The sequence below is a fragment of the Flavobacterium facile genome, from assembly GCF_036321945.1.
In the GTDB taxonomy this organism is placed as follows: Bacteria; Bacteroidota; Bacteroidia; order Flavobacteriales; family Flavobacteriaceae; genus Flavobacterium; species Flavobacterium facile.
This window is the reverse complement of sequence record NZ_JAZAYT010000031.1, coordinates 120,079-143,683: the sequence shown is the minus strand read 5'-3', so window position 1 is coordinate 143,683 and position 23,605 is coordinate 120,079. Positions and strand designations below refer to the sequence as shown.

Sequence of the window (23,605 nt, the reverse complement as noted above, 5' to 3'; positions counted from 1 at the left end):
ACACGAAAAACAGGTGAAGGTTTAATCAAGATTCAATTTTCTTCCATTAAGTCTTTTAAATGAAAACGTAAGGCATTTACCGAAATGCTAATTTCCCAAAATGAAATACCTAATGAAATAAGTAACGATAATAAACTCACTCCAAAAACATAAATCCCAAATGTTTCATAGTTTAAGAAAAGTAAAAACATGGCAAAAACAGAAAGGAATAAACACATTACGCCAAAAAGTTGCATTAAACGTATAAGTGTAATTCGTTGGTTTAAGTTTTTTATTTCTATTAAGATAGACTTGTTGTGATCTTGGTCGTAGTTTTTCTTTAAACTTCTCACAATTTGTGCAATGGTTAAAAACCGATTGGTGTAGGCTAATAAAATTAAAGAAGTAGCAGAGAATAATAGGGCAGGAGTTTCAATAGATAGATTCATTTGAAGAGAATTTAGTCGTGTAGAATTACAATGTTTAAAGATACTTATTTTAACTGATACTTTCTTGTAACTTTTTTAAGAAACTTAGTACTAACAATGTGAATCGTATGTCGGTTTTTATTTAAAATTTATGAAAAAATTAGTTCAAGGTTTCTTATTCTCATTGTGTTTGGCCTCTATTGTACAAGCACAAGATACCACAAAAGTAAAAAAAGAAGAAGCTCCAATTGAAAATCAGATTGAAGAAGTAAAAATCGTCAAACAAAAAAAAGCGATTGAACAAAAACCTGACCGAACTATTTTTAATATCGCCGATCAACCTCATTTAAATTCAGGAACTTTGATGGAAACCATCAAGCAATTGCCAGGTTTAATTGCGTCTGATGTTGCCGGAATGATGTATCAAGGAAAACAGTTAGAAGTCTATTTAGATGGTCGTCCCTTAAATATTTCAAGTAACGAATTGAATTCTTTTTTAGAAGGAATGCCTGCCAATTCTGTAGAGCGAATTGAAGTAATCACGCAGCCTGGAGCCGAATTTCCAGCGACTTCTGGTGGTGCGATTCTGAATATTATCACCAATAAAAATGCAAAAAAATATCTAAGTGCCACTTATACCAGCAGTTCTGCATTTAATACTTACGATAAAACAAGATATAGAACTTACAACAGTGTGTTGTTAAATGCGAAAAACAAATACTTTGGTTGGCAATTAAATTTCGGACAAAATTATAGAGAAAATGCGCTTTGGACAGCGTTTTTAAACACCAATAATAAGGATATTTTATCCAAAACGGAAAGTGATAGAATTAATAGAAGTCAGTATTTAAAATCAGGTTTAACTTTTGATATTAATAAAAAAGACAGATTATTATTAAATTACGATGTCAATTATGCAAATAACAATAGTGAAACGGAAGGTTTTGGATTAGGATTCACCACTTTAGACAAAGGAAAATCACACAATACCAGACAAGATGCAACCATAACTTATCAAAAAAGATTTGATGATAAAAGTCAAAAATTGGATTTTGTATTCAATTATAACAACAATAAAAACGATTTTAATTTATTCTCGAATGTTTTAGGAAATACCGTTTTAGACAACTATTCCAATCAAAATTATTATAACGGAAAGTTCGATTATTCCCAAGGATTAAAAATCTTAGATGAAGGAAAAGTGAGTTTTGGTGCTTTGTACGAGAAATTACTTTTTGAAGCTAGAAACTTTAATACTACAAATTTAGAATACGAAAGAGTAACTGCTGCCACTTATTTAGAATTACAAGCTAAGTACAATAAGTTCGATTTTATTTTAGGTTCACGAGCGGAAAATTATGAAATTGGAGGTAAAACACCAACTGCAGATTTAATACCATTCGAACAATTTAGATGGTTTCCGAACGCAACGGTTCAGTATAATATAACGCCACAGATTTTCTTTAATATGAATTATAATAAGAAAATTACCTTGCCGTCAACTTCGGCTTTAAATCCAAACAATACCACATATCAAAATCAAAATATCAGCACTGTTGGTAATCCAAATTTACAACCAACCATATTTAATAATTTTGAAGTCAAACTAAGCGCCTTTGATTACGCATATCTTGGTTATAGTTTAAGTAGTTCAAAAAATCAAGTCGTTCAGCAAGTGAGTTTGAATGGTAACTTGGTAGAAAACAGTAGTTTTAATGTTTCGGAAGTTAAAATTCATAATTTTACTTTTGCTTTTCCATTACCATATATGCTTTTTTCAAAGGGATTGAAAGAAACTATGAAATTTGATGTGAATCCAGACACACTTAATTTTATTTATTTTTATACCGGTTATCAATTGCATCAAATTCCGAATTTAGACACGAAAGGTTTTTGGAATTTCAACTTAATGTCGCAAATTTTATTGCCTAATAAGATAAAGTTTGTAACGGAGTTTGGACTGATTACTTCAGGTGGAAATTATTTCTATTTTGTGGCAGATAAGCCTTTTAATAACTTTGTAGATGTGACTTTTAGCAAGAAATTCTTAAAAGATCAATTGACAGTTTCGATATTTGGAGATGATATTTTTAATATGAACAGAAGTTATTTCCGACCAATTAATGAACCTTTGTTGTCTTACAGTAAAAATGACACACGTAGATTTGGATTCACCATTAACTACAAATTGCCAACAAAAAATAAAGCAGCAAAAGTAGATCAAAACATGCTAAAAGATGAGAAAAAAGAAGAAGGCGGAACTGTAATAGGGAATTAAAAGAAAGCCATTTGTTGCAATAACAAATGGCTTTTTTAAATATAAATAACTAATTTTTATAAATTCACATTATAAGTTTCACCGTTTGGATTATGAAAATAAGTCGCTAAATTATCACAGTTATTGTTTCCATAATCTAAAACACCATCTAAAACAGTTCCTTGTAAATTCAATTTACCTTGAGAAATGTAATTACAAGCATATTTTTTGATTAAAGGTTCCACAATCGTAGACGTTAAAGTAGAACCGTTTGGTCTGTTTACAATATGTGTACCTGAAATGACTTCGTAAATATTGTCACCTAATAATAGAGTAGAAACACCAGCAGTTTGTTTGACAGTTCTTGTCCCAGAATGTGTAAATACGGCTCCGTTTGGTAAAGTAATTTTTCCATTCGTCAAAGTTCCTGTCCATTGAGGAATAGCAACATTTGTAGTTTCATTCGTATAAACAACTGTTCCTTCAATTTTTCTTAAATTCACATAATAATTACTTCTTTCAATGGTCATTGTTGAGCCATTATTCATCACATAACCAGAAAGTGTAATGGTTAATATCCCTGAACGAGTAATGCCATTTTGTGTACAACCAATTCCGAAATCTACCGTAAAAATTTTAGGAAAAACACCAGGTGTTGTATTGTTTATGGTTACTGTGGCACAAGCAGGAACAACGCTAGCTTCATTTGTAGTTTTGCTAGAATAACTTGAATTGTTACTTGCGATATCAATTCCTGAGTTAAAATCTAATTCACTTGTGAAATCTGCTGTCATATTTGCACCAACCATTTCACTGTCAACATTTTCAGTTGATTTATCATCTTCTTTCGTACAAGAAATAAAAGAGACAAGAACTAATGCGAAAACATACATTTTTAAGTTTTTCATAGTGTTGGTTTTAAAGGGTTTAGTGATAAGACAAGTAAAATCAGAAAAGGTTTAATCGGAAAATGATTTTTAATAAATGAAACCAGATTTTTTTTAAGATTTCCAATTCTCTTTAGTTATTGTATAAGTTATGTGTGTTCTTCCGTTTTCTTCATTTAAGAAGGTTTCTGTATGTAAAGCGCCGAGTTTTTCAACCGCTTTTTGCGAACGAAAATTGGTGTCTCCAACATGGAAAATAATTTTCTCAACAAATTGAAAAGCATAATTAATCATCAAATTTTTTAAAGCACGATTATAAGGTGTTGCCCAATATTTTCTGGAGATAAAAGTATAGCCAATTGCGACTGAACTTTCAGTTTCTTTAAATTCATAATAACGAGATGTTCCAATAGTGTTTCCTGTTTTAACATCTACAAATTTGAAAGCACTTTTTGAGGCTATAGCCGTTTTAAAAAATGCTTGAAAAACCTCTTTTTTGTATCTTTCTTTTTCAGGATGTTGTTCCCAAAGTAATTTGTCTGAAGCGATGGTAAATAAATCATCAAAATCAGATTCTTTTAAAGGAACAATTTGAACAATTTCGTTTGTTAATATGGGTTGAAGATGCATTTATCTCGATTTTATATTTTTCTCGCAAAGAGAAATGATTTCAATAATTCTGTTTTCTCTTGTTGCTGTTCTTTTGGCTTGATTTAGCCAATATAAATAACTTTTTCGATAACTTTTACTGAAGTTAGAATAGTTTTCAAATGCGATTTCATTTTTGTTGAATTCCATTTGCAAATCTTCTGGAATTTCTAAATTTTCAACAGAATCTAAACTTTCCCAAGAACCATTTTGTTTGGCAATTTCAATTTTTTTTAAGCCTTTTTCGTGCATTAAATTGTTAGCGATTAAGTCTTCGATATAATCTTTATTGACTTTACTCCAAACGCTTTTGTCTTTTCTAGGTGTAAAGGTTTGTTTTCTGCGTTCGTCATCTAATTTTCGAACAGTAGAATCAATCCAACCATAGCAAATGGCTACTTTTACAGCTTCTTCCCAACGCATACTTTCAAATTCACTAGACACTCTGTAGAAAACTAATTCCACAGCGTTATGAGTTTCATGATTTTCATGAAGCCAATCGCGCCATTCGGTATGGTTTTTAAAATAGAGAAGTGGTTTGGTTGACATTTAGTTCTTTTTCTTTCAAATATAAAAAAATCCTGCAAGAGTTTAAATTCTTGCAGGATTAGTTTGAATGTATTAAAGATTATTTCAGTGTTTCAAAACTTCTTTTTACAAAAGCCGTTAATTCTTCACCTTTTAATAAACCTTGTGATAATTTGGCTAAATCTAAAGCGTTTTTTACCAGTTCTTTTTGGGCATCATCTTTGGCTTGTAAAATGGAATTTGCTAATTCTGAATTGGCATTTACCACTAAGTTATACATTTCTGGCATGTTTCCCATTCCGAACATTCCGCCACCGCCACTTTGACTCATTTCTTTCATACGACGCATAAATTCTGGTTGCGTAATGATAAATGGAGTCGCATCGCTATCTAAAGATTCTAATTGTACAGAATACGCTTTTGGAATTACAGCTTCTAAAGACGTTTTTAAAGCTTCTTTTTCACTATCCGATAATTTAGAAATTTGAATTTCTTCTTTATTGATTAATTTGTCAATGTGATCAGCATCTACACGAGCAAAAGTTAGATTTTCATTATCCGCTTCTAATTTCTGAATTAAGTGAGAAACAATTGGCGAATCTAATAATAAAACTTGGTAACCTTTTTCTTTAGCTATATCAATATAACTGTGTTGTGCATCTTTGTTAGACGCGTATAAAACAACAAGTTTTCCGTCTTTATCTGTTTGTGTATCTTTCGTAGCTTCTTTTAATTCGGCTAGCGTATAATGTTTGTTTTCAGTTGTTGGATACAAAACGAAATCGCCTGCTTTTTCATAAAACTTAGGTTCAGAAAGCATTCCGTATTCTAAAACAATTTTAATATCGTTCCATTTTGCTTCGAAATCTTCACGGTTTTCATTGAATAATGCTTTTAATTTGTCAGCCACTTTACGAGTAATGTAATTTGAAATTTTCTTTACATTACTATCCGCTTGTAAACCAGAACGAGAAACATTTAAAGGAATATCTGGAGAATCCACCACGCCTTTTAACATCAATAAGAATTCAGGAACAATTCCTTCTACATTATCAGTAACGAAAACCTGATTTTGGTACAATTGAATTTTGTCTTTCTGAATTTGTAAATCCGAACCTAATTTAGGGAAATATAAAATCCCAGTTAAATTAAAAGGATAATCTACATTTAAATGAATGTTGAATAAAGGCTCTTCAAATTGTGAAGGATATAATTCTCTGTAAAAACTTTTATAATCTTCATCTTTTAATTCCGTTGGTTGTTTGGTCCAAGCTGGATTCGGATTATTGATAAAATTATCAACTTCAAGATATTCTGTTTTGTAATCGTCACCAGCATCTTCAGGTTTTGGTAAAGCTTCTTTTTTCGTACCAAATTTAATCGGAATAGGCATGAATTTGTTATACTTAGTAAGTAATTCACGAATTTTAAATTCTTCTAAAAATTCTAATGAATCTTCTGCAATGTGTAATACAATTTCAGTTCCTCTGTCTGTTTTGGTATGAGGTTCTAAAGTAAATTCTGGGCTACCATCACAAGTCCAATGTGCAGCTGGTTCGTCTTTGAAAGATTTGGTGAAAATTTCAACTTTCGAAGCTACCATAAAAGCAGAGTAAAATCCTAAACCAAAATGACCAATAATTCCAGAATCTTTTGCAGATTCTTCGTATTTATTTAAAAATTCTTCTGCTCCAGAAAAGGCCAATTGATTGATGTATTTTTCCACTTCGTCTGAAGTCATACCAATACCTTGGTCGATAATGTGAAGTTTTTTACCTTCTTTGTCAATCTTAATTTCAATAATAGGATTGCCATATTCTGTTTGGGCTTCTCCGATACTTGTTAAGTGTTTTAGCTTTAAAGTTGCATCGGTTCCGTTTGAAATTAATTCTCTCAAGAAAATTTCATGATCACTATATAAAAACTTCTTGATTAAGGGAAATATGTTTTCAACCGAAACATTAATTTTTCCTGATGTCATAGTATTTGTATTTAAATTATTTAATAAGTATACAGTCAAAACAAGTACCAAAGTATAAAATATGACAAATTGACACCGTTAATTCTGTAAGTTTATTTTGTAATTTTATAATCTATATTATTTAAATTATACATAAATTTGTTAAAATTTAAAATAACTAAATATGAAAAAAATTGTATTTATCATTGTATTGTCAGTTTTTGCATTGGCTTGCAAACCAAAGCAAACGGTAACTAATACTAAACTTGACAATAAGTCGGAAAGGCTAATTAAGGGTGATTGGAAAGTTTCATCTGTAAGCTATGTAGGTTCTGATGTCTTTAAAGTAACTTCTTTTAACATTGCGGATGCAAAATGTTTTGAAGGAAGTCAGTGGAGTTTTGTTTCTAACAACAACACAGGAGAAATGGTATTAAACAAAGCAAATTGTGTTACTTATGGTAGCAGAATCACTTGGTTTATAAACAAAGATGGAAATTTTGTGATGAAATTTTTAACAGAAGGTGTAAAAGCGAAGCATACTGCTGGAGGTTATGTTTTAAGAGTGGCCAATCAATCTGAAACTTCTTTTCAATTAATTGATAGAGCTTCAGTTGGAAGTAATAGTGCTGAAATTGTATATCAATTTGATAAAATAAATAAATAATATAATTATGAAAAAGAAATTAGCAATTGGACTAAGTGTATTGATCTTAAGTTCTTCTGCGCTTACGAGTTGTAAGGCAGTACAAAACTCAAATAAAACACAAAGAGGTGCTGTTATAGGTACAGCAGGTGGTGCTGTATTAGGAGCAGTACTAGGAAATAATTTAGGTAAAGGTGGTAATGGTGCTTTAGGTGCTGTTATTGGTGGAGTTGTTGGTGGAGTTGCAGGAGGATTAATTGGAAGAAAAATGGATAAACAAGCTCGTGAAATCCAAGAGCAATTACCAGGTGCACAAGTAGAAAGAGTAGGAGAAGGAATTAAATTAGTTTTAGGTGAAAATGCAGTGCGTTTTGATTTTAATAAATCTACATTAACTACAGCAGCAAAAGCTAATTTAGACAAATTGGTTCCGGTATTTAAAAATTATCCAGATACAAATATTAAGATTTATGGATATACAGATAGCAAAGGTGCAGATGAATATAATTTAAATTTATCTGAACAACGTGCCAATGCTGTGAAATCATATTTAGCAAGTAAAGGTATAGTTAATTCTCGTTTTGCAATATTAGGAATGGGAGAAGCTGATCCAATTGACAATAATGAAACTGAAGCTGGAAGAGCAGGTAATAGAAGAGTTGAGTTTGCGATTTTAGCAAATGACAAAATGATTGAAGATGCTAAAAATGAATCTGGAAATTAATATTAAAATTTCAAGCATAAAAAAAGAGGAACATTTGTTCCTCTTTTTTTATTTGTATAATCATTAAATCTTTTATTGTCCAAATTTATAAGCGATACCAATAGTAGCATTATACATTAAACCAGTAAATGAATTAGCAGCATCACCATATGATAATTCACCATTAAAGAAATAGTGTTGTGATACATTTGCGATTGCAGAAAAATCTGCAGTTAAATATAATTTTTCACCTATTTCGTATCTTGGAGTAATACCAATAACTATATTTAATGAATGATCTGTATTTTTATATTCAGGGATATCAGAATTCAAAATAGAAATACCAGCACCACCATGAGCTAAAATATTAAATTTATTGTAAAAAGCTCTAGAATCTGCTAGATTTGTTAAGTTTACAACTCCTTGAGCGGTAACTCTTAAATTAGAAACTCCAGTTTTCATTCCTCTAACATCGTTTTGAATAGAAAACTCATCCATTCCAAAATCTAATTTGGCACCTAATGTTTCGTCAAAATCATAGCTTATTCCACCGCCAAAGTGCGTAAAACCGTTATAACTTGGGTCGTAAGAACCATTTGAACCATAGTTAGCTTCAATTCCAAATTGTGCACTAGATACAAATGAGCAAGAAACTAGTAGGAGGGTAAATATTTTTTTAATCATAACCTATTTTTTTAATAATTTTGGGTGCTGCAAGATAAAAAAAAAATCAAACAAACAATGCTTAAAATAAACTTAAATAATTTTACTTACTTAAATTCGTTAGTTCTTGAAAACATTGACTTTGAGCTAGAAAAGGGTGCGCAATTATCCTTAATTGGCGAAAGTGGATGCGGGAAAAGTACGCTATTAAAAATTATTTATGGTCTTTTAGATTGCGATAATGGAACGTTTTTTTGGAACGATATTCAAATATTAGGACCTAAATTTCATTTGGTTCCAGGTATGTCTTTCATGAAATATTTGGCCCAAGATTTTGATTTGATGCCGTTTATAACTGTAGGAGAAAATGTCGGTAAGTTTTTATCTAATTTTTATCCTATAGAAAAACAAAATCGTATTGATGAATTGTTAGATTTAGTTGAAATGACCGAATTTAAACACGTAAAAGCAAAATTTTTAAGTGGCGGACAAATGCAACGTGTAGCTTTAGCAAGAGTTTTAGCTCAAGAACCAGAAGTGTTACTTTTAGATGAGCCTTTTTCACATATAGATAATTTTAGAAAAAACGATTTAAGACGAAAAATATTTACGTATCTAAAAGAAAAACAAATTACAACAATTGTTGCCAGTCATGATATAAATGATGTGTTGTCTTTTTCAGATGAAGTAATTGTTTTAAAAGACAAAACAATTTTAGAAAAAGCAACACCCAAAGATTTATACTTTCATCCGAAACATAAATATACAGCTGCTTTGTTTGGTGAGGTAAATGAAATTGAAATAGATGGAAAAGTTCAGTTAGTTTATCCACATCAATTACAAATTGTAGAACAATCAAATTTGCAAGTTGAGGTTGTAACTTCTTATTTTAAAGGGAAGTATTTTTTAATTGAAGCTAAGTTAGAAAATCAAATTCTCTTTTTTGAAAATACTATAGATATGTTAAAAGGAACAAATGTTTGTTTAAAAAAAATAGACTTGTAATTTTTCACAAGTCTATTTTTTCTGTTACTTTTAGTTTTTCAAATACTTTTCTAAGAACTGATCTTGTTCCCATAATAAGTGCAAAATATTATCTTTTGCAACATAACCATGTGCTTCTTTTGGCAATAAAACCAATCTAACTGGCGCTCCTAAGCCTTTCAAAGCTTGGAAATAACGCTCAGATTGTAATGTGAAAGTTCCAGGGTTGTTATCCGCATCACCATGAACTAATAATAATGGTGTTTTCATTTTATCTGCTGAATTAAATGGCGACATTCCTGCATAAATTTCAGGAACATCCCAAAAATTACGTTGCTCACTTTGGAATCCAAATGGTGTTAAGGTTCTGTTGTACGCGCCACTTCTAGCAATTCCACACGCAAATAAATTAGAATGTGTTAATAAATTCGCGGTCATAAATGCACCATAACTGTGTCCGCCAACGGCCACTTTTTTTCTATTGATGAAACCTAATTTATCCACCGCATCAATCGCCGCTTCTGCATTAGAAACTAATTGTGGAATGAAAGTATCGTTTGGTTCTGTTTTGTCTTCTCCAATAATTGGGAAAGAAGCGTCGTCTAAAACCGCATACCCTTTTGTTACCCAATATACAAATGAACCATAGTTTGGAAAGGTAAATTCATTTGGATTTTTATCATTTTGACCTGCCGAGTTTTTATCTTTAAATTCTGCTGGATACGCCCAAATTAATAAAGGTAATTTTTCTTTTTTCGCAGCTCTGTCATAATTCGCAGGTAAATATAAAGTTCCAGAAAGTTCTACACCATCTTTTCTTTTGTACTTAATCACTTCTTTATATACATTTTTAATACTTGTAAACGGATTCGCGAAAGCCGTAATTTGTGTTAAACTATTTTTCGATTTGATGTTTCTCATGAAATAGTTTGGATATTCGTTTTTCGATTGAATCATCACTAAAACTTCTCCTTTTTTGAAATCTTCAACAGATAATAAATCTTCTTTTTTATCTGTATATGTAGAAGTGTATAAGCGCTTTGTTTTTTGTGTTTTTAAATTGAATTCATCAATAAATGGAAATTGTCCGTTTTTAGTAAAACCATTTCCAATTAAATAGGCATTGTCATTTTCAATAGCTAAAACATATTTGTTGAATTCATTTTTTTTCGTTTCAAAATCTCCTGGATCTGAATAAATATCTTGTGAATTTCTATCTGAAATAATTTTTGCTTCTGCAGAAACATTAGATGGATTTACTAAATACGTTTTCGCATTTCTAGTGTCGTACCAACTGTCGTAAACAATAGCGTAATTGTCATTTCCCCACATAATTCCGCCATAACGTTGTTTTGTTTTAAAGAAAGAAGTGGCTGCGTTTGTAAAAGGAGCTTCCCAAACAAAAATTTCATCTCTATAAGGCACTTCTTTTGCTTGATCACCTTCGTCTAAAGCTTCTACATAAGATAAAGACGCAGGTTTGTCTGAACGCCAACTCATACTTCTTTTTCCTTTTCTTACCGAAGAAAAACCTTTTGGCATTATTTCATTTAACGCCACTTCGTTTACGGTTTTAATTTCTTTTCCAGAAGCATCATAAACAATGGATTTTTGAGGAAATCTGCTTAATGGAACAATGTATGAAAAGGGTTTTTGAATAGTAGTTAACATTAAATATTTTCCATCAGGAGAAAAACTTTCCCCAGCATAAATATCAGCAGCTTTGAATAATTCCGCTTTTCCAGAGATTGAAATTTTATATAATTCTGAAGTCACTAACGATTCGAAATTCGCTTCATCTGTTTTGTTTTTCAATAAATCTTGAAAAGTTCTGTTTTGTGATTTTGAACCATCAGCAGTAGAAACAGTTGGTCCTTTTGGTAAATTCTTTTTTTCGTCGATTAATGGTTTTCTGTTTTTTGGTAATACTTTCACCAATAACGTTTCGTTGTCAGTCATCCAATTGAACGGACTTCCTAAATTCGCATTCAAATTATCAGAAGTAATTTTAGTTGCTGTTGCCGAAAACACATCAATAATCCATAATTCCACTCCAGAATTTGTTGTATTTGTAAACGCAATTTTCTTTTCGTTTGGCGACCAACTTACATTGGTAAATCTAGCATTTTCAGGTAAACCTTTAACTTGAATTTCGTTTTTGTCTTTTACTTTTCTTAATTTCAAATTATTGATATAAGTAACTGTACTCGAAATGTTTGTAGTAGGATTTATTCGTAAACCACCTAAACGCATTTCTTCTTGGTTTAAATCGTCAAGTGTTTTATAGGTGTTTCTGTAGCTCAACAACATGTATTCTTTTTTGGAATCCATATTTACAGAAGGCGCTCGTTGGTAATCTGCAAGTTCTAAAATTTCTTTAGAAGGCTTTTGATATGTGACGTTTTCTTGAGCTGTAGCAGCCGAAAAACCCATACCTAAAAACAAGAATGTAAACAGTTTTTTCATTATAATTTGAAGTTAGTATTTGAGCCACTAAATTAAGGTTAAATGTAAAGAAGCCAAATTTTTTTACTATATTTTAACATATTTGTAATTATCATGTGCTTAAATATGATTTAATTATAAAATTCTTAAATTTGCACTTTAAACTATAATTATGTATCATTCAAAAATATCAGGCTTAGGTTATTATGTGCCAGAAAATGTTGTTACCAACGATGATTTATCAAAAATAATGGACACCAATGACGAATGGATTCAGGAAAGAACCGGAATTAAAGAACGTCGTCATGTAATTAGAGGAGAAGACACAACAACTTCAATGGGAGTAAAAGCAGCAGAAATTGCTATTCAACGTGCCAATGTTGCCAAAGAAGATATCGATTTTGTGATTTTTGCTACACTTTCACCAGATTATTATTTTCCAGGACCTGGCGTTTTAGTACAACGCGATTTAGGTTTAAGAACAGTTGGCGCTTTAGATGTAAGAAATCAATGTTCCGGATTTATATATGCGATTTCCATTGCGGATCAATATATTAAAACTGGGATGTATAAAAACATTTTAGTGATTGGTTCCGAAGTACATTCAACAGGATTAGACATGACAGATAGAGGTCGTGGTGTATCTGTGATTTTCGGAGATGGAGCAGGAGCAGCAGTTTTGTCAAGAGAAGAAGATGTAACGAAAGGGATTTTATCTACACATTTACATTCAGAAGGGCAACACGCAGAAGAATTAGCATTAGTTGCACCAGGAATGGGAAAACGATGGGTAACTGATATTATTGCTGATAATGATCCAAATGATGAAAGTTATTATCCTTATATGAACGGACAATTTGTGTTTAAAAATGCAGTCGTTCGTTTTAGTGAAGTGATTAATGAAGGCTTACAAGCAAATAATTTACAAGTTTCAGATATTAATATGTTGGTGCCACATCAAGCGAATTTGAGAATTTCACAGTTTATTCAACAAAAATTTAAATTGTCAGATGACCAAGTGTATAATAACATAATGAAATATGGAAACACTACGGCAGCCTCTATTCCAATTGCTTTAACGGAAGCTTGGGAAAACGGTAAAATAAAAAGTGGCGATTTAGTGGTTTTAGCTGCTTTTGGTTCAGGTTTTACTTGGGGAAGTGTGATAATTAGATGGTAAATAAAACGAATAGTAAGTAATAAAAAGTAAATGCAAAAGCCTTCAGTTTAAAACAAACCGAAGGCTTTTTTTAGTAAAAATACTGTTAAAATTAGGTTGAGATGTTTTTTATTATTTACTTTGAGCCTTATTTTAAATCATAAAAAAAAATGAAATTATTGAAAAGTAACTTAACAAAAGTGATTTTGTTATTAATTGCAAATTATAACTTTGCTCAAGAAGTTAAAATAAAAAAAGGAATTGTTAGTTTAGATAATATCGAAGTAGCAATGATGGAAAAGAAGAAATTAATTTATACTTTTAGTACCTTAAGTAAGGTGCCGAAATTTTCTGTACAATTAAATTCTAGAAATTTACTTGACGGATCATCAGTATATTGGTGTTTGTTAACAGATTTGCAGACTAATAAAACGAATGAAATTTTAGATAAAAGTCAATCTTATAATCTGAGTTTTGAAAAAGGAATTATTTCTAGTGTTGTACATGGTGATGTTAAATTTATTACTACCAATGGTATTGATGAAAAATTAGTTACCGAATTTATTAATGGTGCTAAATCTTCTGTATTAAAAGATTTTGAAGACCAAGATATTAAAATAATTTCGGAACTTTTAACAGAAAAAAAGAACTTGGAGAAATTAAAAATAAGAATTGAAAATTCTACTATACTACAAAAGCAAAATGTAATAGACCAACAAGGTAATAAAGTGTGGAAAGATGTAGTTGTTGGTTACATAGAGAAAAAAGAACAAGTTGTTATACAAGGTTTTCCGCCAATTGCTTCTTTTGCTGTAAATAGTTCAGAAATAATTCCGGACAGTAGAGGTAAAAATCAAGAAATTGTTAAACCTATTGCTAATTGGTTTAAAAAAAATGACGCTTATGACAACCCGGTTACAGGTAAAAGAATAAAAGAACAAATAATAACAATTGATAAAAAATCGTTTAATTTAGCTGAGATTCATCCAGAAAATCAAGCGTCTCCCGAAAATCATTCTATGTTCGGAAAACCAGATGAAAATAAATTAAAAGAAGCAATTGTAGCTAAATTAGTATTTAATGGTTATAGTATTGGAAAGCCAATAGAATAATTTAGATTTTACATAAAAAAAGCAAAAGCGTTCAGAATTTCTGAACGCTTTTTTTTAATAAAGATGATTTTAAATCATACTTCGTAAATCTAAAATCACACATCGTAAATGATTAAAACATTCCACCACCACCTTGTGTTTCTTGTTTGTCTCTTTGTTTTCTTTGTAATTCTTTATTTTTTCCACCACCAAAGTTGTAGTTTAAACCTAAATAGAACGTTCTACTTTCCCAATGGAATTCACCTACACTTTTGTATGGAATACTTCCTTCAAATCCGAAATGCATCGTATTGAAAACATCATTTAAACGTGCTGAAAGTGTTCCTTTTCCTTTTAAAATAGAGTAATTTGCTCCTAAATCCATTTTATACATGGCTTTTCTTTCAAATTGAAGACTTAAATCTCTTCCTCTATACATTCCAAATAAATTGAATTTTAGGTTTTTAGTCGCCGTAAAAGTATTGTTCATTCTGGCGTTGAAAGTCGCTACATCTACTTCGCCATTTTCCATAACTCCAGTATCTAAGTTAGAAACTGTTCCTCTAACTGTTTTAAAATAAACATCAGCACTTGTATTTGTTGACCACCATTTTGTTAATTTTAAATTCGCATTAACTTCTGCTCCAATTTGATTGTTGTCTTTGAAATTATCAAAAGACATAATGTTAAAGTTAGTGTCGTTAGGGTCTGTGTAAATAACTCTAGTAATTTCTGCATTAATTAATCTGTAAAATACAGCAGAAGTTATAGAACCTATTTTCATAGTTCTTGTATAATTTAACTCAAATGAGTTGGTGAATTGCGGTTCTAAAGCAGGATTTCCTCTAGATTCCATATTTACAGTTCTCCATTCTCTAATCGGATTAATTTGCCCGTTACTTGGTCTGTCCACACGTCTGGTGTAATTTACATTGAACGTATTATTATCATTCATTTTATACGATAAATAAGTTGATGGGTAAACCGTAAAAATCTCATCTTTAATTACAATATTTGAGTTTTCAGCTGGATCAGTTGAAACTTTTACTGGATGAGCATATAAGTTATATAATTCGGCTCTTGCTCCAACTTGTGCGCTAAATTTTCCAAAAGTTTTGCTGTAATTCGTGTAAACTGCATGGATATTTCTGTTGTAATCAAAACTATTTGTTGTGTTTTCAGTAGTTTGAATATCGTAAAATTTATTTTGTCCCGCTTGAATTCTACTTTCGTACCCTATTTCTAATTTTGCTTTTTCAGATAGCGGATTCACATAGTCAATGTTAAATTGAGAATAAGTAGATTTTCCATTTATATCATTTAAACTGTAGTTTCCGTTGTTTACGAAATTTGATACATCTTCATTATTTGTTATAGAATGATTTGCTTGAAAATCAATAGTTTCGCCTTTTTTCTTGAAATTATGTTTGAAGGCTAAATCATATGTTTTTGTTGTATTTCCACTATTGTTCCAGTTTTCCTGAAGAGCGTCCGGTAAAGTTAAATAATCAGAAACTGTTCTCGATTTTCCTTTTCCGTCAAAGAAATTTAAATTCGTAAAAAATGATAAAGTGTTGTTGTCGTTAATGTAGTAATCCGCACCAAGTTTTACCAAATGTGAGGTGTTAACATTTGAAAATCTGAAATCTTGATCGTTTTCGTAACCTACTCTTTCACTGTTTACAAAACCAAAATTTCTATTTTTTCCATGATTGAAACCATAATTGGTATAGAAATTTACTTTGCCAACTTTGTAATTTAAGTTTAAGGATTGATTCGTTTTTGGCGTTACACCAAAAGTTACACCAGAAGTAATGCTTCCATTAAAACCAGTTTGACTGTTTTTATTCAAAATAATATTGATAATTCCACTATTTCCTTCTGGATTGTACTTTGCAGATGGATTAGTAATTAATTCAACTTGCTTAATTGAAGCAGACGGAATTTGTTGTAACAATTGTCCAGCATCAATATTAGTTGGTTTTCCGTCTATTAAAACTCTAACGTTACTGTTTCCGCGTAAGCTTAATTCTTTAGTTTGTGGATCAATACTTACGGTTGGAATATTGTTGAAAATTTCAGAAGCTGTTGTTCCAGAAGCAATTAAGTCTTTTCCAATTGTTACTACTTTTCTATCTGCTTTTTGCTCAATAGTAGAACGTTCTTTCACGATAGAAACCGTTTCAATGGTGTTGGATTCTACTTCTAATGTAATATTTCCGAAGTTTATTTCTTTGTTTTCTTCAGATAAATTGATTGCTCTTGATGCATCTTTATATCCAATGAAATTTACTTTTAAGGTTAAGTTTTTTAATTCTAAATTTTTGATTTCAAAACTTCCGTCTTCTTTAGTTGAAACTCCAGCTACTGGTTTCGTTCCATCCAAAACACTAACCGTTGAAAATCCAACTGGCTCATTTGTGGTTTTGTCAATGATTTTTCCAGAAACAACGCCTGGTTTGGTTTCTTGTGCCATCAAATTTGTGGCGACAAATAGCAATACAATGCTAAAAATTTTAATTAATTTCATTAGATTTTTTTTTGATTATTAAAGTTGATTGATGATTTTTAAAAACGGTGCAAAACTATTTAACAATTGTTTATTTTTTGTTAATTGTTTCCTAATAATTTTTGCAATTTTACAGTTAGACAAAATTTGTACATTTTTGTTACAAATCGACTTTTCAATTCGTTAAAAATTCTATCTTTGCACGCTATTAAAAAAACGATTATGTCTTTACAAGAACTACTTTCCGCACCCATTCAAAATGCCGTTGAACAACTGTTTCAAATTTCTATGGAACGCGTTGAATTTCAATCGACTAAAAAAGATTTTGAAGGTGATATTACTATGGTGGTTTTTCCATTAGTCAAACAGATAAAAGGAAATCCTGTAGAAATAGGAACAAAAATTGGTAAATATTTAGTTGAAAATGTTGCTGAGGTAGCTAAATTCAACGTTGTTGCTGGGTTTTTGAATCTTGTAATTTCAGATAAATATTACCTAGAATATTTCAATAGTATAAAAAATACTGAAAAATTCGGTTTCGTAACTCCAAAAGAAGGCGAAAAAGCGATTATGGTGGAATATTCTTCACCTAATACAAATAAACCGTTGCATTTAGGACACGTAAGAAATAATCTATTAGGTTATTCAGTTGCAGAAATCATCAAAGCATCTGGAAAAAAAGTATATAAAACACAAATTATCAACGACAGAGGAATTCATATTTGTAAATCGATGTTGGCTTGGCAGAAATTCGGAAACGGACAAACTCCAGCTTCAACAGGTTTAAAAGGAGATAAATTGGTTGGTAATTTTTATGTAGAATTTGATAAAGCCTACAAAGTTGAAATTGCTGCTTTAATGGCGCAAGGAAAAACAGAAGAAGAAGCCAAAAAACAAGCACCACTTATTTTAGAAGCACAACAAATGCTTTTAGATTGGGAAAATGGAAAACCAGAAGTTATTGAGCTTTGGAAAACCATGAACCAATGGGTGTATGATGGTTTTGCGGTAACATATAAAAATTTAGGTGTAGATTTTGATAGTTATTATTACGAAAGTAACACGTATTTATTAGGAAAAGATGTAGTAGAAGATGGTTTAAACAATGGTGTTTTCTTTAGAAAAGAAGATGGTTCGGTTTGGATTGACTTAACTGCGGATGGTTTAGACGAAAAAATTGTATTGCGTTCAGATGGAACTTCGGTGTATATGACGCAAGATATCGGAACCGCTATTCAACGTGTTAGAGATTTTTCTGATATTGGTGGAATGGTGTATACGGTTGGAAATGAGCAAGATTACCATTTTAAAGTGTTGTTCTTAATTCTGAAAAAATTAGGCTACGATTGGTCACAACATTTATTCCATTTATCATACGGAATGGTCGAATTACCAACGGGAAAAATGAAATCTCGTGAAGGAACAGTTGTAGATGCAGATGATTTAATGGAAGAAATGACAGCTACAGCGCAACAAATTTCGGAAGATTTAGGAAAATTAGAAGGTTATTCTGAAGAAGAAAAAGCAAGTTTATACAATACAATCGGTTTAGGCGCGTTGAAGTATTACATGTTAAAAGTGGATCCGAAAAAACAAATGATGTTCAATCCTGAAGAATCAGTTGATTTTAATGGAAATACAGGACCATTTATTCAATATACTTACGCTCGTATTCAATCGATTTTAAGAAAAGCAACTTTCGATTATAGTAATGAAGTAACACTTGCTGATTTACACGAAAAAGAAAAAGAATTAATTAAACAAGTACAATTATTTCCTGAAGTAATTCAAAGTGCGGCGGAAAATCATAGTCCAGCTTTAGTTGCGAATTACACCTACGATTTAGTAAAAGAATTTAATTCTTTCTATCAAAACGTATCAATTTTAGGAGAAGACAATTTAGATAAAAAAGTATTCAGAGTACAATTATCAAATTCAGTAAGCAGCGTAATTAAAAACGCTTTCGGATTGTTGGGAATTAGCGTTCCTGAACGTATGTAACTTCGAGAGCCTCAGTTACCGTGGCTTCAGATGTTGAGTTGGCTGAGGTTCTCGAAGCCAAAATTTAAGGAATTTCATAAAAAAATAAACCCTTGCGAACTTTGCGAAACCCTTGCGAACTTTGCGGTTAAGAACATAATAAAAGTGAATCAAAACAAATCATATTTCTTTCAATCGTGGCTAATTGTAGTAATTGCAATTGCATCTTTTATTGGATTTAAGTCGTTTTTACCTAAAAAACTTTTCCCAGATTCTACTGCCAATAGTAAAAATGTTGTGGTAGATAGTTTGATGTTAGAAGCGGTTGCTGAAAGCGGAAATCTTTCTGAAGAAGATACTTTGACAAACAAAACCATATCTTTTGTTTCGAATCCACTTGGAATTAAATTTTCTAGTGAAAAATTCGAACAATATAAAGGGTATCAATATTTGATTCCGTTTTTCGAAAAATTATACCAATTAGAAGCCAACAAAAAAGGAAAAGCCAGAATAGCATACTTCGGAGATTCTATGACAGATGGTGATATGATTGTACAAGATGTTCGTACACAATTTCAAAGTATTTTTGGTGGAGAAGGTGTTGGTTTTGTAAATATTACATCTGAATCTGCAGGTTCAAGAGGTTCAATTATTCACGAATTTTCTCAAAACTGGAAAGCACAATCGTACTTAAAAACCAAAAGTCCCTTGCGTTCGTTTGGTGTAAATGGTTCGGTGTTTTTTGTAAAAGACACACTCAATTCCACTTGGGTAAAATATAAAGCAGGAAGAAATCGTTTTTCAACATCCTTAAATACGCCAACTTTATTTTATGGAAGTTCAAAAAATAAAAAAGGAAGTTTACGTCAAATTTTCGGAAAAGATACGGTTTACAAAAAGTTAAACACCAATTCAATGTTGAATACAACTCAAGTTGCTGGTGATGTTAAAAATGTAAAAGTAAATTTCATTAATGCTGATTCTATTCCCTTTTATGGCTTTAATTTCGATAATGGAAAAGGAATTCACGTAGATAATTTTTCATCTCGTGGAAATTCTGGTTTGCCTCTAGGTTCTTTGAATGTAGATTTGATGAACGCATTCCAACAGAAATTAGGGTACGATTTAATCATTTTGCAATTCGGAACAAACGTTTTAAATTATGGTTCGTTAAATTATTCTTGGTACGAAAGAAAAATGACTTCAGTGGTCAATCACGTAAAAGAATGTTTTCCTGGTGCAGCTATTTTAATTATCACAACGGCAGATAAAGCTACTAAATACGACATGCAAATGAAATCTGATTCGGCTGTTTCGCCTTTAGTGATGGCGCAAAAACGATATGCTGTAAAATCAGAAGCTGGTTTAGTCAATTTATATACGTTAATGGGTGGCGATGGTTCGATGGTAAAATGGGTAGAAAATGTGCCAGCAAGAGCCAATAAAGATTACACACATTTTAATCATAGAGGTGCGAAAGAAATTGCGCAACTGATTTATAAACAAATAGATACAGGATATCAAGAATACAAGAAATTGAGAGCTTTGGCAAAGAAAAAAGCCAAGCCAAAAGCAGTTGTAAACGATACGCTTCCTGTAATTAACGATACTTTAAATGAATAAGTTTTTATACATATTACTTTTTACAACCCTTGGTTTCTCGCAAACCGATTCGTTAAAAGTAGAAACAGATAGTATAACTGTTGCGATTGATACAGCAAATTTTGAAGCATTTGGAAATGTGATTTTAAATGAAAAAGCCTTAGCTAATGTTTTTGAAAAATTATATTTATTAGAAGAAAATCAAGATAGAAAAGTTCGAATTGTTCATATTGGCGATTCGCACATCCAAGCCGATTTGTTTACGGCTAAAATTCGTAGAAGAATGCAACAAGTTTTTGGAAATGCAGGTTTCGGATTTACTTTTCCATACAGTTTAGCTGGAACAAATAACAGTTCACCAATACGTTTTACAGGTTCTGGTGGGTTTTCGGCTGCAAGAAATCTCTATGCAGATGCTTCAAAACCCGTTGGTGTAAGTGGAATTTCTTTCGAACCCAAACAAAAGAGTTTTCATATTGATATGTTGGTAAAAGATGCACAATTCGATTTTACAAAATTGAAAGTCATTTCTCCAAAAAACGAAAACATGTTTAATGTCGCTTTTGCTAAAAAGAGTTATACGACTCAGGATAAAGTCGCGGTTAAAACGCCAGCAACGAGTTCTCACAAAATAAAACCTGGTGAAGTTTTAGGTGGAATTGCCGATAAATACAACATTTCGTTAAAACAATTAAAAGCAGCTAACGGATTGACATCGGACAATATTCGTGATGGAAAAGTTTTAAAAATTCCTGGAGGAAAATCGGTTACCACTTACAAAACGGTTTCTACGGTAAAATATGTTTACGAACCAATTGCATTAGAAAACACACCAATTTCAAACAATTATATTTCTACTACACCAATCGACAAAATTACAATTATTGGAAATGAGAATGTTTCTGATTTTGCTTTAAACGGTTTGATTTTAGAAAACGAAAATCCAGGTGTGACTTATTCTTCTATTGGTGTGAATGGTGCGAAAAGTAACGATTATAATAAATTCCCATTATTTTTCGAACAATTACCAGCTTTAGAAGCCGATTTATATGTCATTTCTTTAGGAACTAATGAAAGTTTCGATAAACAAGATATTGCCACATATTTCGGAAATTTAAAAACGATGATTGACGGAATTAAACAAAAATGTCCAGAAGCCTCTATTTTAGTAACGACTTCGCCACCATCAGTTTTACATAGAAAATATAAAAATATTTACATCGAAAAATATGCTGAAAAAATCATAGAAATTGCACCAACTGAAAAGTATGCCGTTTGGAATTTATTAGATGTTTTTGGTGGAAATAAAAATATAAATATCAATTCGAGAATGGGTTTAATGGCTCGTGATAAAGTCCATTATTCCAATGCAGGTTATGAAAAACAAGGAGAATTGTTTTTCGATGCCTTTATACAATCTTACGAATTATTTAAATCTGAAAAATAAAGAAGCGTGTTACAAGAATGGTTTTATAAAAATATAGGTAAAATTACTCCTGAAGTAGTTGAAAAATGGTTCGTTTATAACGAAAAAGAACCGTTGCTTTTTAATACGGGCTTATTTTTAGGTTTGTTTTTAGTCTTTTATTTTTGGTATATTTTACTAAGAAAAGCAGATACAATGCGAATGGTTTACGTAATTCTATTCTCGCTGTTTTTCTATTATAAATCGAGTGGAATTTACTTTTTATTGCTTTTAGGTTCAGCGGTTGTCGATTATAATTTAGGGAATTTAGTTCATCGAACTACGAGTATAATCAATAAAAAATTATGCCTGACTTTTAGTATTATTCTAAACTTAGGGTTTTTAGGCTATTTCAAATACAGTAATTTCTTAGTTGATATTACAAACAATTTAACGGGTGGAAAATTAGCCTTTTTCGACGTGATTTTACCTGTCGGAATTTCATTTTATACTTTTCAATCCATCAGTTATATTATTGAAGTCTACCGAAAAGAAATTGAACCTACAAAACGCTTTGTAGATTATTTATTTTTTGTGTCGTTTTTCCCACAATTAGTTGCCGGACCAATCGTTAGAGCGAAAGATTTCTTACCACAAATATATCAGAAATTAAATGTAACACAAGACGATATCAATCGCGCATTTCTTTTAATTATTGGAGGATTAATTAAGAAAACGGTTATTTCAGATTATATTTCTTTAAACTTCGTAGATCGTGTTTTCGATTTGCCAAATAGTTACACGCCTTTCGAAAATTTAATGGCTTCTTACGGATATACCATACAAATTTATTGTGATTTTTCAGGATATTCTGACATGGCAATTGGTGTGGCGTTGTTGCTAGGTTTCAAATTACCAACTAACTTTCGTTCACCATATAAATCGACTTCAATTACAGATTTCTGGCGTCGTTGGCACATTTCCTTATCCACTTGGCTAAAAGATTTCTTATACATTTCAGTAGGAGGAAACCGTTATGGAACTTTTGCAGGATTTTTATTTCCAGGTTTGTTTTTCTTCGGATTAATCATTTGGGGAATTTCCTATTCTCAAACTAGTAATATTCCTTTGATCATTGCTATTGCTTCAACTGTAATATTTGGTTTTACTTTCTTATTCTCAAAAGAAAAGGAAAAAACAATGTACACGAATGTCAACTTAATGACTACAATGTTATTAGGTGGATTATGGCACGGAGCAAGTTTGCGATTCATAATTTGGGGAGCTTTACACGGAATGGCTTTGGCCGTTCATAAAATATTTTTAGAATATTATCCGCCATCTAAACGTAAAATATTCTTTTTAACTCCGTTTTTAAAGTTTTTTGCAATCGTTGTTACGTTTCATTTTGTGGCTTTTTGTTGGATTTTCTTCCGAGCAAAAGATTTCACAACTGCTTTGCAAATCATTCAAAATATTGGAAAAGTAACTTTCGATTTCAATCAGTGGTTAACCATTATTCAAGGGTATCAAAATGTATTTATCTTAATGTTTTTAGGTTATTTTTGGCATTATATTCCAGAAAAAGTTACTGTGGCTATTCAAAATGTATTCAAAGCAATGCCTCTTATTACTAGAGCTATTGTTTTGGGATTAGTTTTTTGGTTGGTTTTTGCTACAGCAGCTGCAGGACCACAACCTTTTATATATTTCCAATTTTAGACTGTAATC

At 31.1% G+C, this 23,605-nt stretch carries 18 protein-coding genes; 10 read left to right on the top strand and 8 right to left on the bottom strand.

The features are described 5' to 3' along the window. Positions 1-32: 32 nt before the first annotated feature. The gene (locus tag UEQ13_RS07215; protein ID WP_329805672.1) at positions 33-428 is read right to left on the bottom strand and encodes a DUF2721 domain-containing protein; all 396 of its coding nucleotides are present in this window, start codon (positions 426-428) and stop codon (positions 33-35) included. Positions 429-558: 130 nt separating this feature from the next. Here UEQ13_RS07215 and UEQ13_RS07210 point away from each other — a divergent pair, with 130 nt between their 5' ends. Further along, positions 559-2,685, top strand: a complete 2,127-nt coding sequence (locus UEQ13_RS07210; RefSeq protein ID WP_329805671.1) for a TonB-dependent receptor domain-containing protein — start codon at positions 559-561, stop codon at positions 2,683-2,685. A 56-nt stretch (positions 2,686-2,741) separates the two neighbouring features. Here the strand turns inward: UEQ13_RS07210 and UEQ13_RS07205 are convergent, their stop codons facing one another. The 4 genes from UEQ13_RS07205 to htpG form a co-directional block, all read right to left on the bottom strand. Next, on the bottom strand, positions 2,742-3,572 hold the full coding sequence (locus UEQ13_RS07205) for a hypothetical protein (protein WP_329805669.1): 831 nt from the start codon (positions 3,570-3,572) through the stop codon (positions 2,742-2,744). Between the two features lie 93 nt (positions 3,573-3,665). Next, entirely contained in the window at positions 3,666-4,181 is a 516-nt protein-coding gene (locus UEQ13_RS07200) for a GNAT family N-acetyltransferase (protein WP_329805668.1), read from the bottom strand. Continuing rightward, positions 4,182-4,748 carry a YdeI/OmpD-associated family protein gene (locus UEQ13_RS07195; RefSeq protein ID WP_329805666.1) on the bottom strand — a complete coding sequence of 189 codons (567 nt, stop codon included), beginning with the start codon at positions 4,746-4,748 and terminating at the stop codon, positions 4,182-4,184. 79 nt (positions 4,749-4,827) lie between these two features. Further along, a complete protein-coding gene (gene htpG, locus UEQ13_RS07190; RefSeq protein ID WP_329805664.1) occupies positions 4,828-6,708 on the bottom strand; it encodes a molecular chaperone HtpG in 1,881 nt (626 codons plus the stop codon). Positions 6,709-6,871: 163 nt separating this feature from the next. Between htpG and UEQ13_RS07185 the strand changes: the two genes are divergently transcribed. Together UEQ13_RS07185 and UEQ13_RS07180 are read left to right on the top strand one after the other, a co-directional pair. After that, positions 6,872-7,354 carry a lipocalin family protein gene (locus UEQ13_RS07185; RefSeq protein ID WP_329805663.1) on the top strand — a complete coding sequence of 161 codons (483 nt, stop codon included), beginning with the start codon at positions 6,872-6,874 and terminating at the stop codon, positions 7,352-7,354. A gap of 7 nt (positions 7,355-7,361) precedes the next feature. Beyond that, positions 7,362-8,057: an OmpA family protein gene (locus UEQ13_RS07180; protein ID WP_329805661.1), complete on the top strand. Its 696-nt coding sequence runs from the start codon at positions 7,362-7,364 to the stop codon at positions 8,055-8,057. A 72-nt stretch (positions 8,058-8,129) separates the two neighbouring features. Here the strand turns inward: UEQ13_RS07180 and UEQ13_RS07175 are convergent, their stop codons facing one another. Further along, positions 8,130-8,720, bottom strand: coding sequence for an outer membrane beta-barrel protein (locus tag UEQ13_RS07175; protein WP_329805660.1), 591 nt, complete (start codon positions 8,718-8,720; stop codon positions 8,130-8,132). 57 nt (positions 8,721-8,777) lie between these two features. On the opposite strand from UEQ13_RS07175, the gene UEQ13_RS07170 reads away from it, so the two are divergent. Then, positions 8,778-9,704: an ABC transporter ATP-binding protein gene (locus UEQ13_RS07170; protein ID WP_329805659.1), complete on the top strand. Its 927-nt coding sequence runs from the start codon at positions 8,778-8,780 to the stop codon at positions 9,702-9,704. A gap of 30 nt (positions 9,705-9,734) precedes the next feature. Here the strand turns inward: UEQ13_RS07170 and UEQ13_RS07165 are convergent, their stop codons facing one another. Then, complete coding sequence (locus UEQ13_RS07165; protein ID WP_329805657.1) at positions 9,735-12,149, bottom strand: S9 family peptidase; 2,415 nt, start codon at positions 12,147-12,149, stop codon at positions 9,735-9,737. A gap of 151 nt (positions 12,150-12,300) precedes the next feature. Between UEQ13_RS07165 and UEQ13_RS07160 the strand changes: the two genes are divergently transcribed. Continuing rightward, on the top strand, positions 12,301-13,308 hold the full coding sequence (locus UEQ13_RS07160; RefSeq protein ID WP_329805655.1) for a 3-oxoacyl-ACP synthase III family protein: 1,008 nt from the start codon (positions 12,301-12,303) through the stop codon (positions 13,306-13,308). Positions 13,309-13,457: 149 nt separating this feature from the next. Then, entirely contained in the window at positions 13,458-14,399 is a 942-nt protein-coding gene (locus UEQ13_RS07155) for a hypothetical protein (RefSeq protein ID WP_329805653.1), read from the top strand. 112 nt (positions 14,400-14,511) lie between these two features. Here UEQ13_RS07155 and UEQ13_RS07150 read toward each other — a convergent pair whose 3' ends face one another. Then, positions 14,512-16,908, bottom strand: coding sequence for an outer membrane beta-barrel family protein (locus UEQ13_RS07150; protein ID WP_329805652.1), 2,397 nt, complete (start codon positions 16,906-16,908; stop codon positions 14,512-14,514). 201 nt (positions 16,909-17,109) lie between these two features. Between UEQ13_RS07150 and argS the strand changes: the two genes are divergently transcribed. The 4 genes from argS (at position 17,110) to UEQ13_RS07130 (ending at position 23,596) form a co-directional block, all read left to right on the top strand. Further along, positions 17,110-18,888 (top strand): arginine--tRNA ligase, encoded by a 1,779-nt coding sequence (argS, locus tag UEQ13_RS07145; RefSeq protein ID WP_329805650.1) that lies wholly within the window; start codon positions 17,110-17,112, stop codon positions 18,886-18,888. A 144-nt stretch (positions 18,889-19,032) separates the two neighbouring features. After that, on the top strand, positions 19,033-20,490 hold the full coding sequence (locus UEQ13_RS07140) for an SGNH/GDSL hydrolase family protein (protein ID WP_329805649.1): 1,458 nt from the start codon (positions 19,033-19,035) through the stop codon (positions 20,488-20,490). Then, positions 20,483-21,916 carry a GDSL-type esterase/lipase family protein gene (locus UEQ13_RS07135; protein ID WP_329805648.1) on the top strand — a complete coding sequence of 478 codons (1,434 nt, stop codon included), beginning with the start codon at positions 20,483-20,485 and terminating at the stop codon, positions 21,914-21,916. The genes UEQ13_RS07140 and UEQ13_RS07135 overlap by 8 nt, the downstream gene beginning before the upstream one ends. A gap of 6 nt (positions 21,917-21,922) precedes the next feature. After that, positions 21,923-23,596, top strand: a complete 1,674-nt coding sequence (locus UEQ13_RS07130; protein ID WP_329805647.1) for an MBOAT family O-acyltransferase — start codon at positions 21,923-21,925, stop codon at positions 23,594-23,596. Positions 23,597-23,605: the final 9 nt, after the last annotated feature.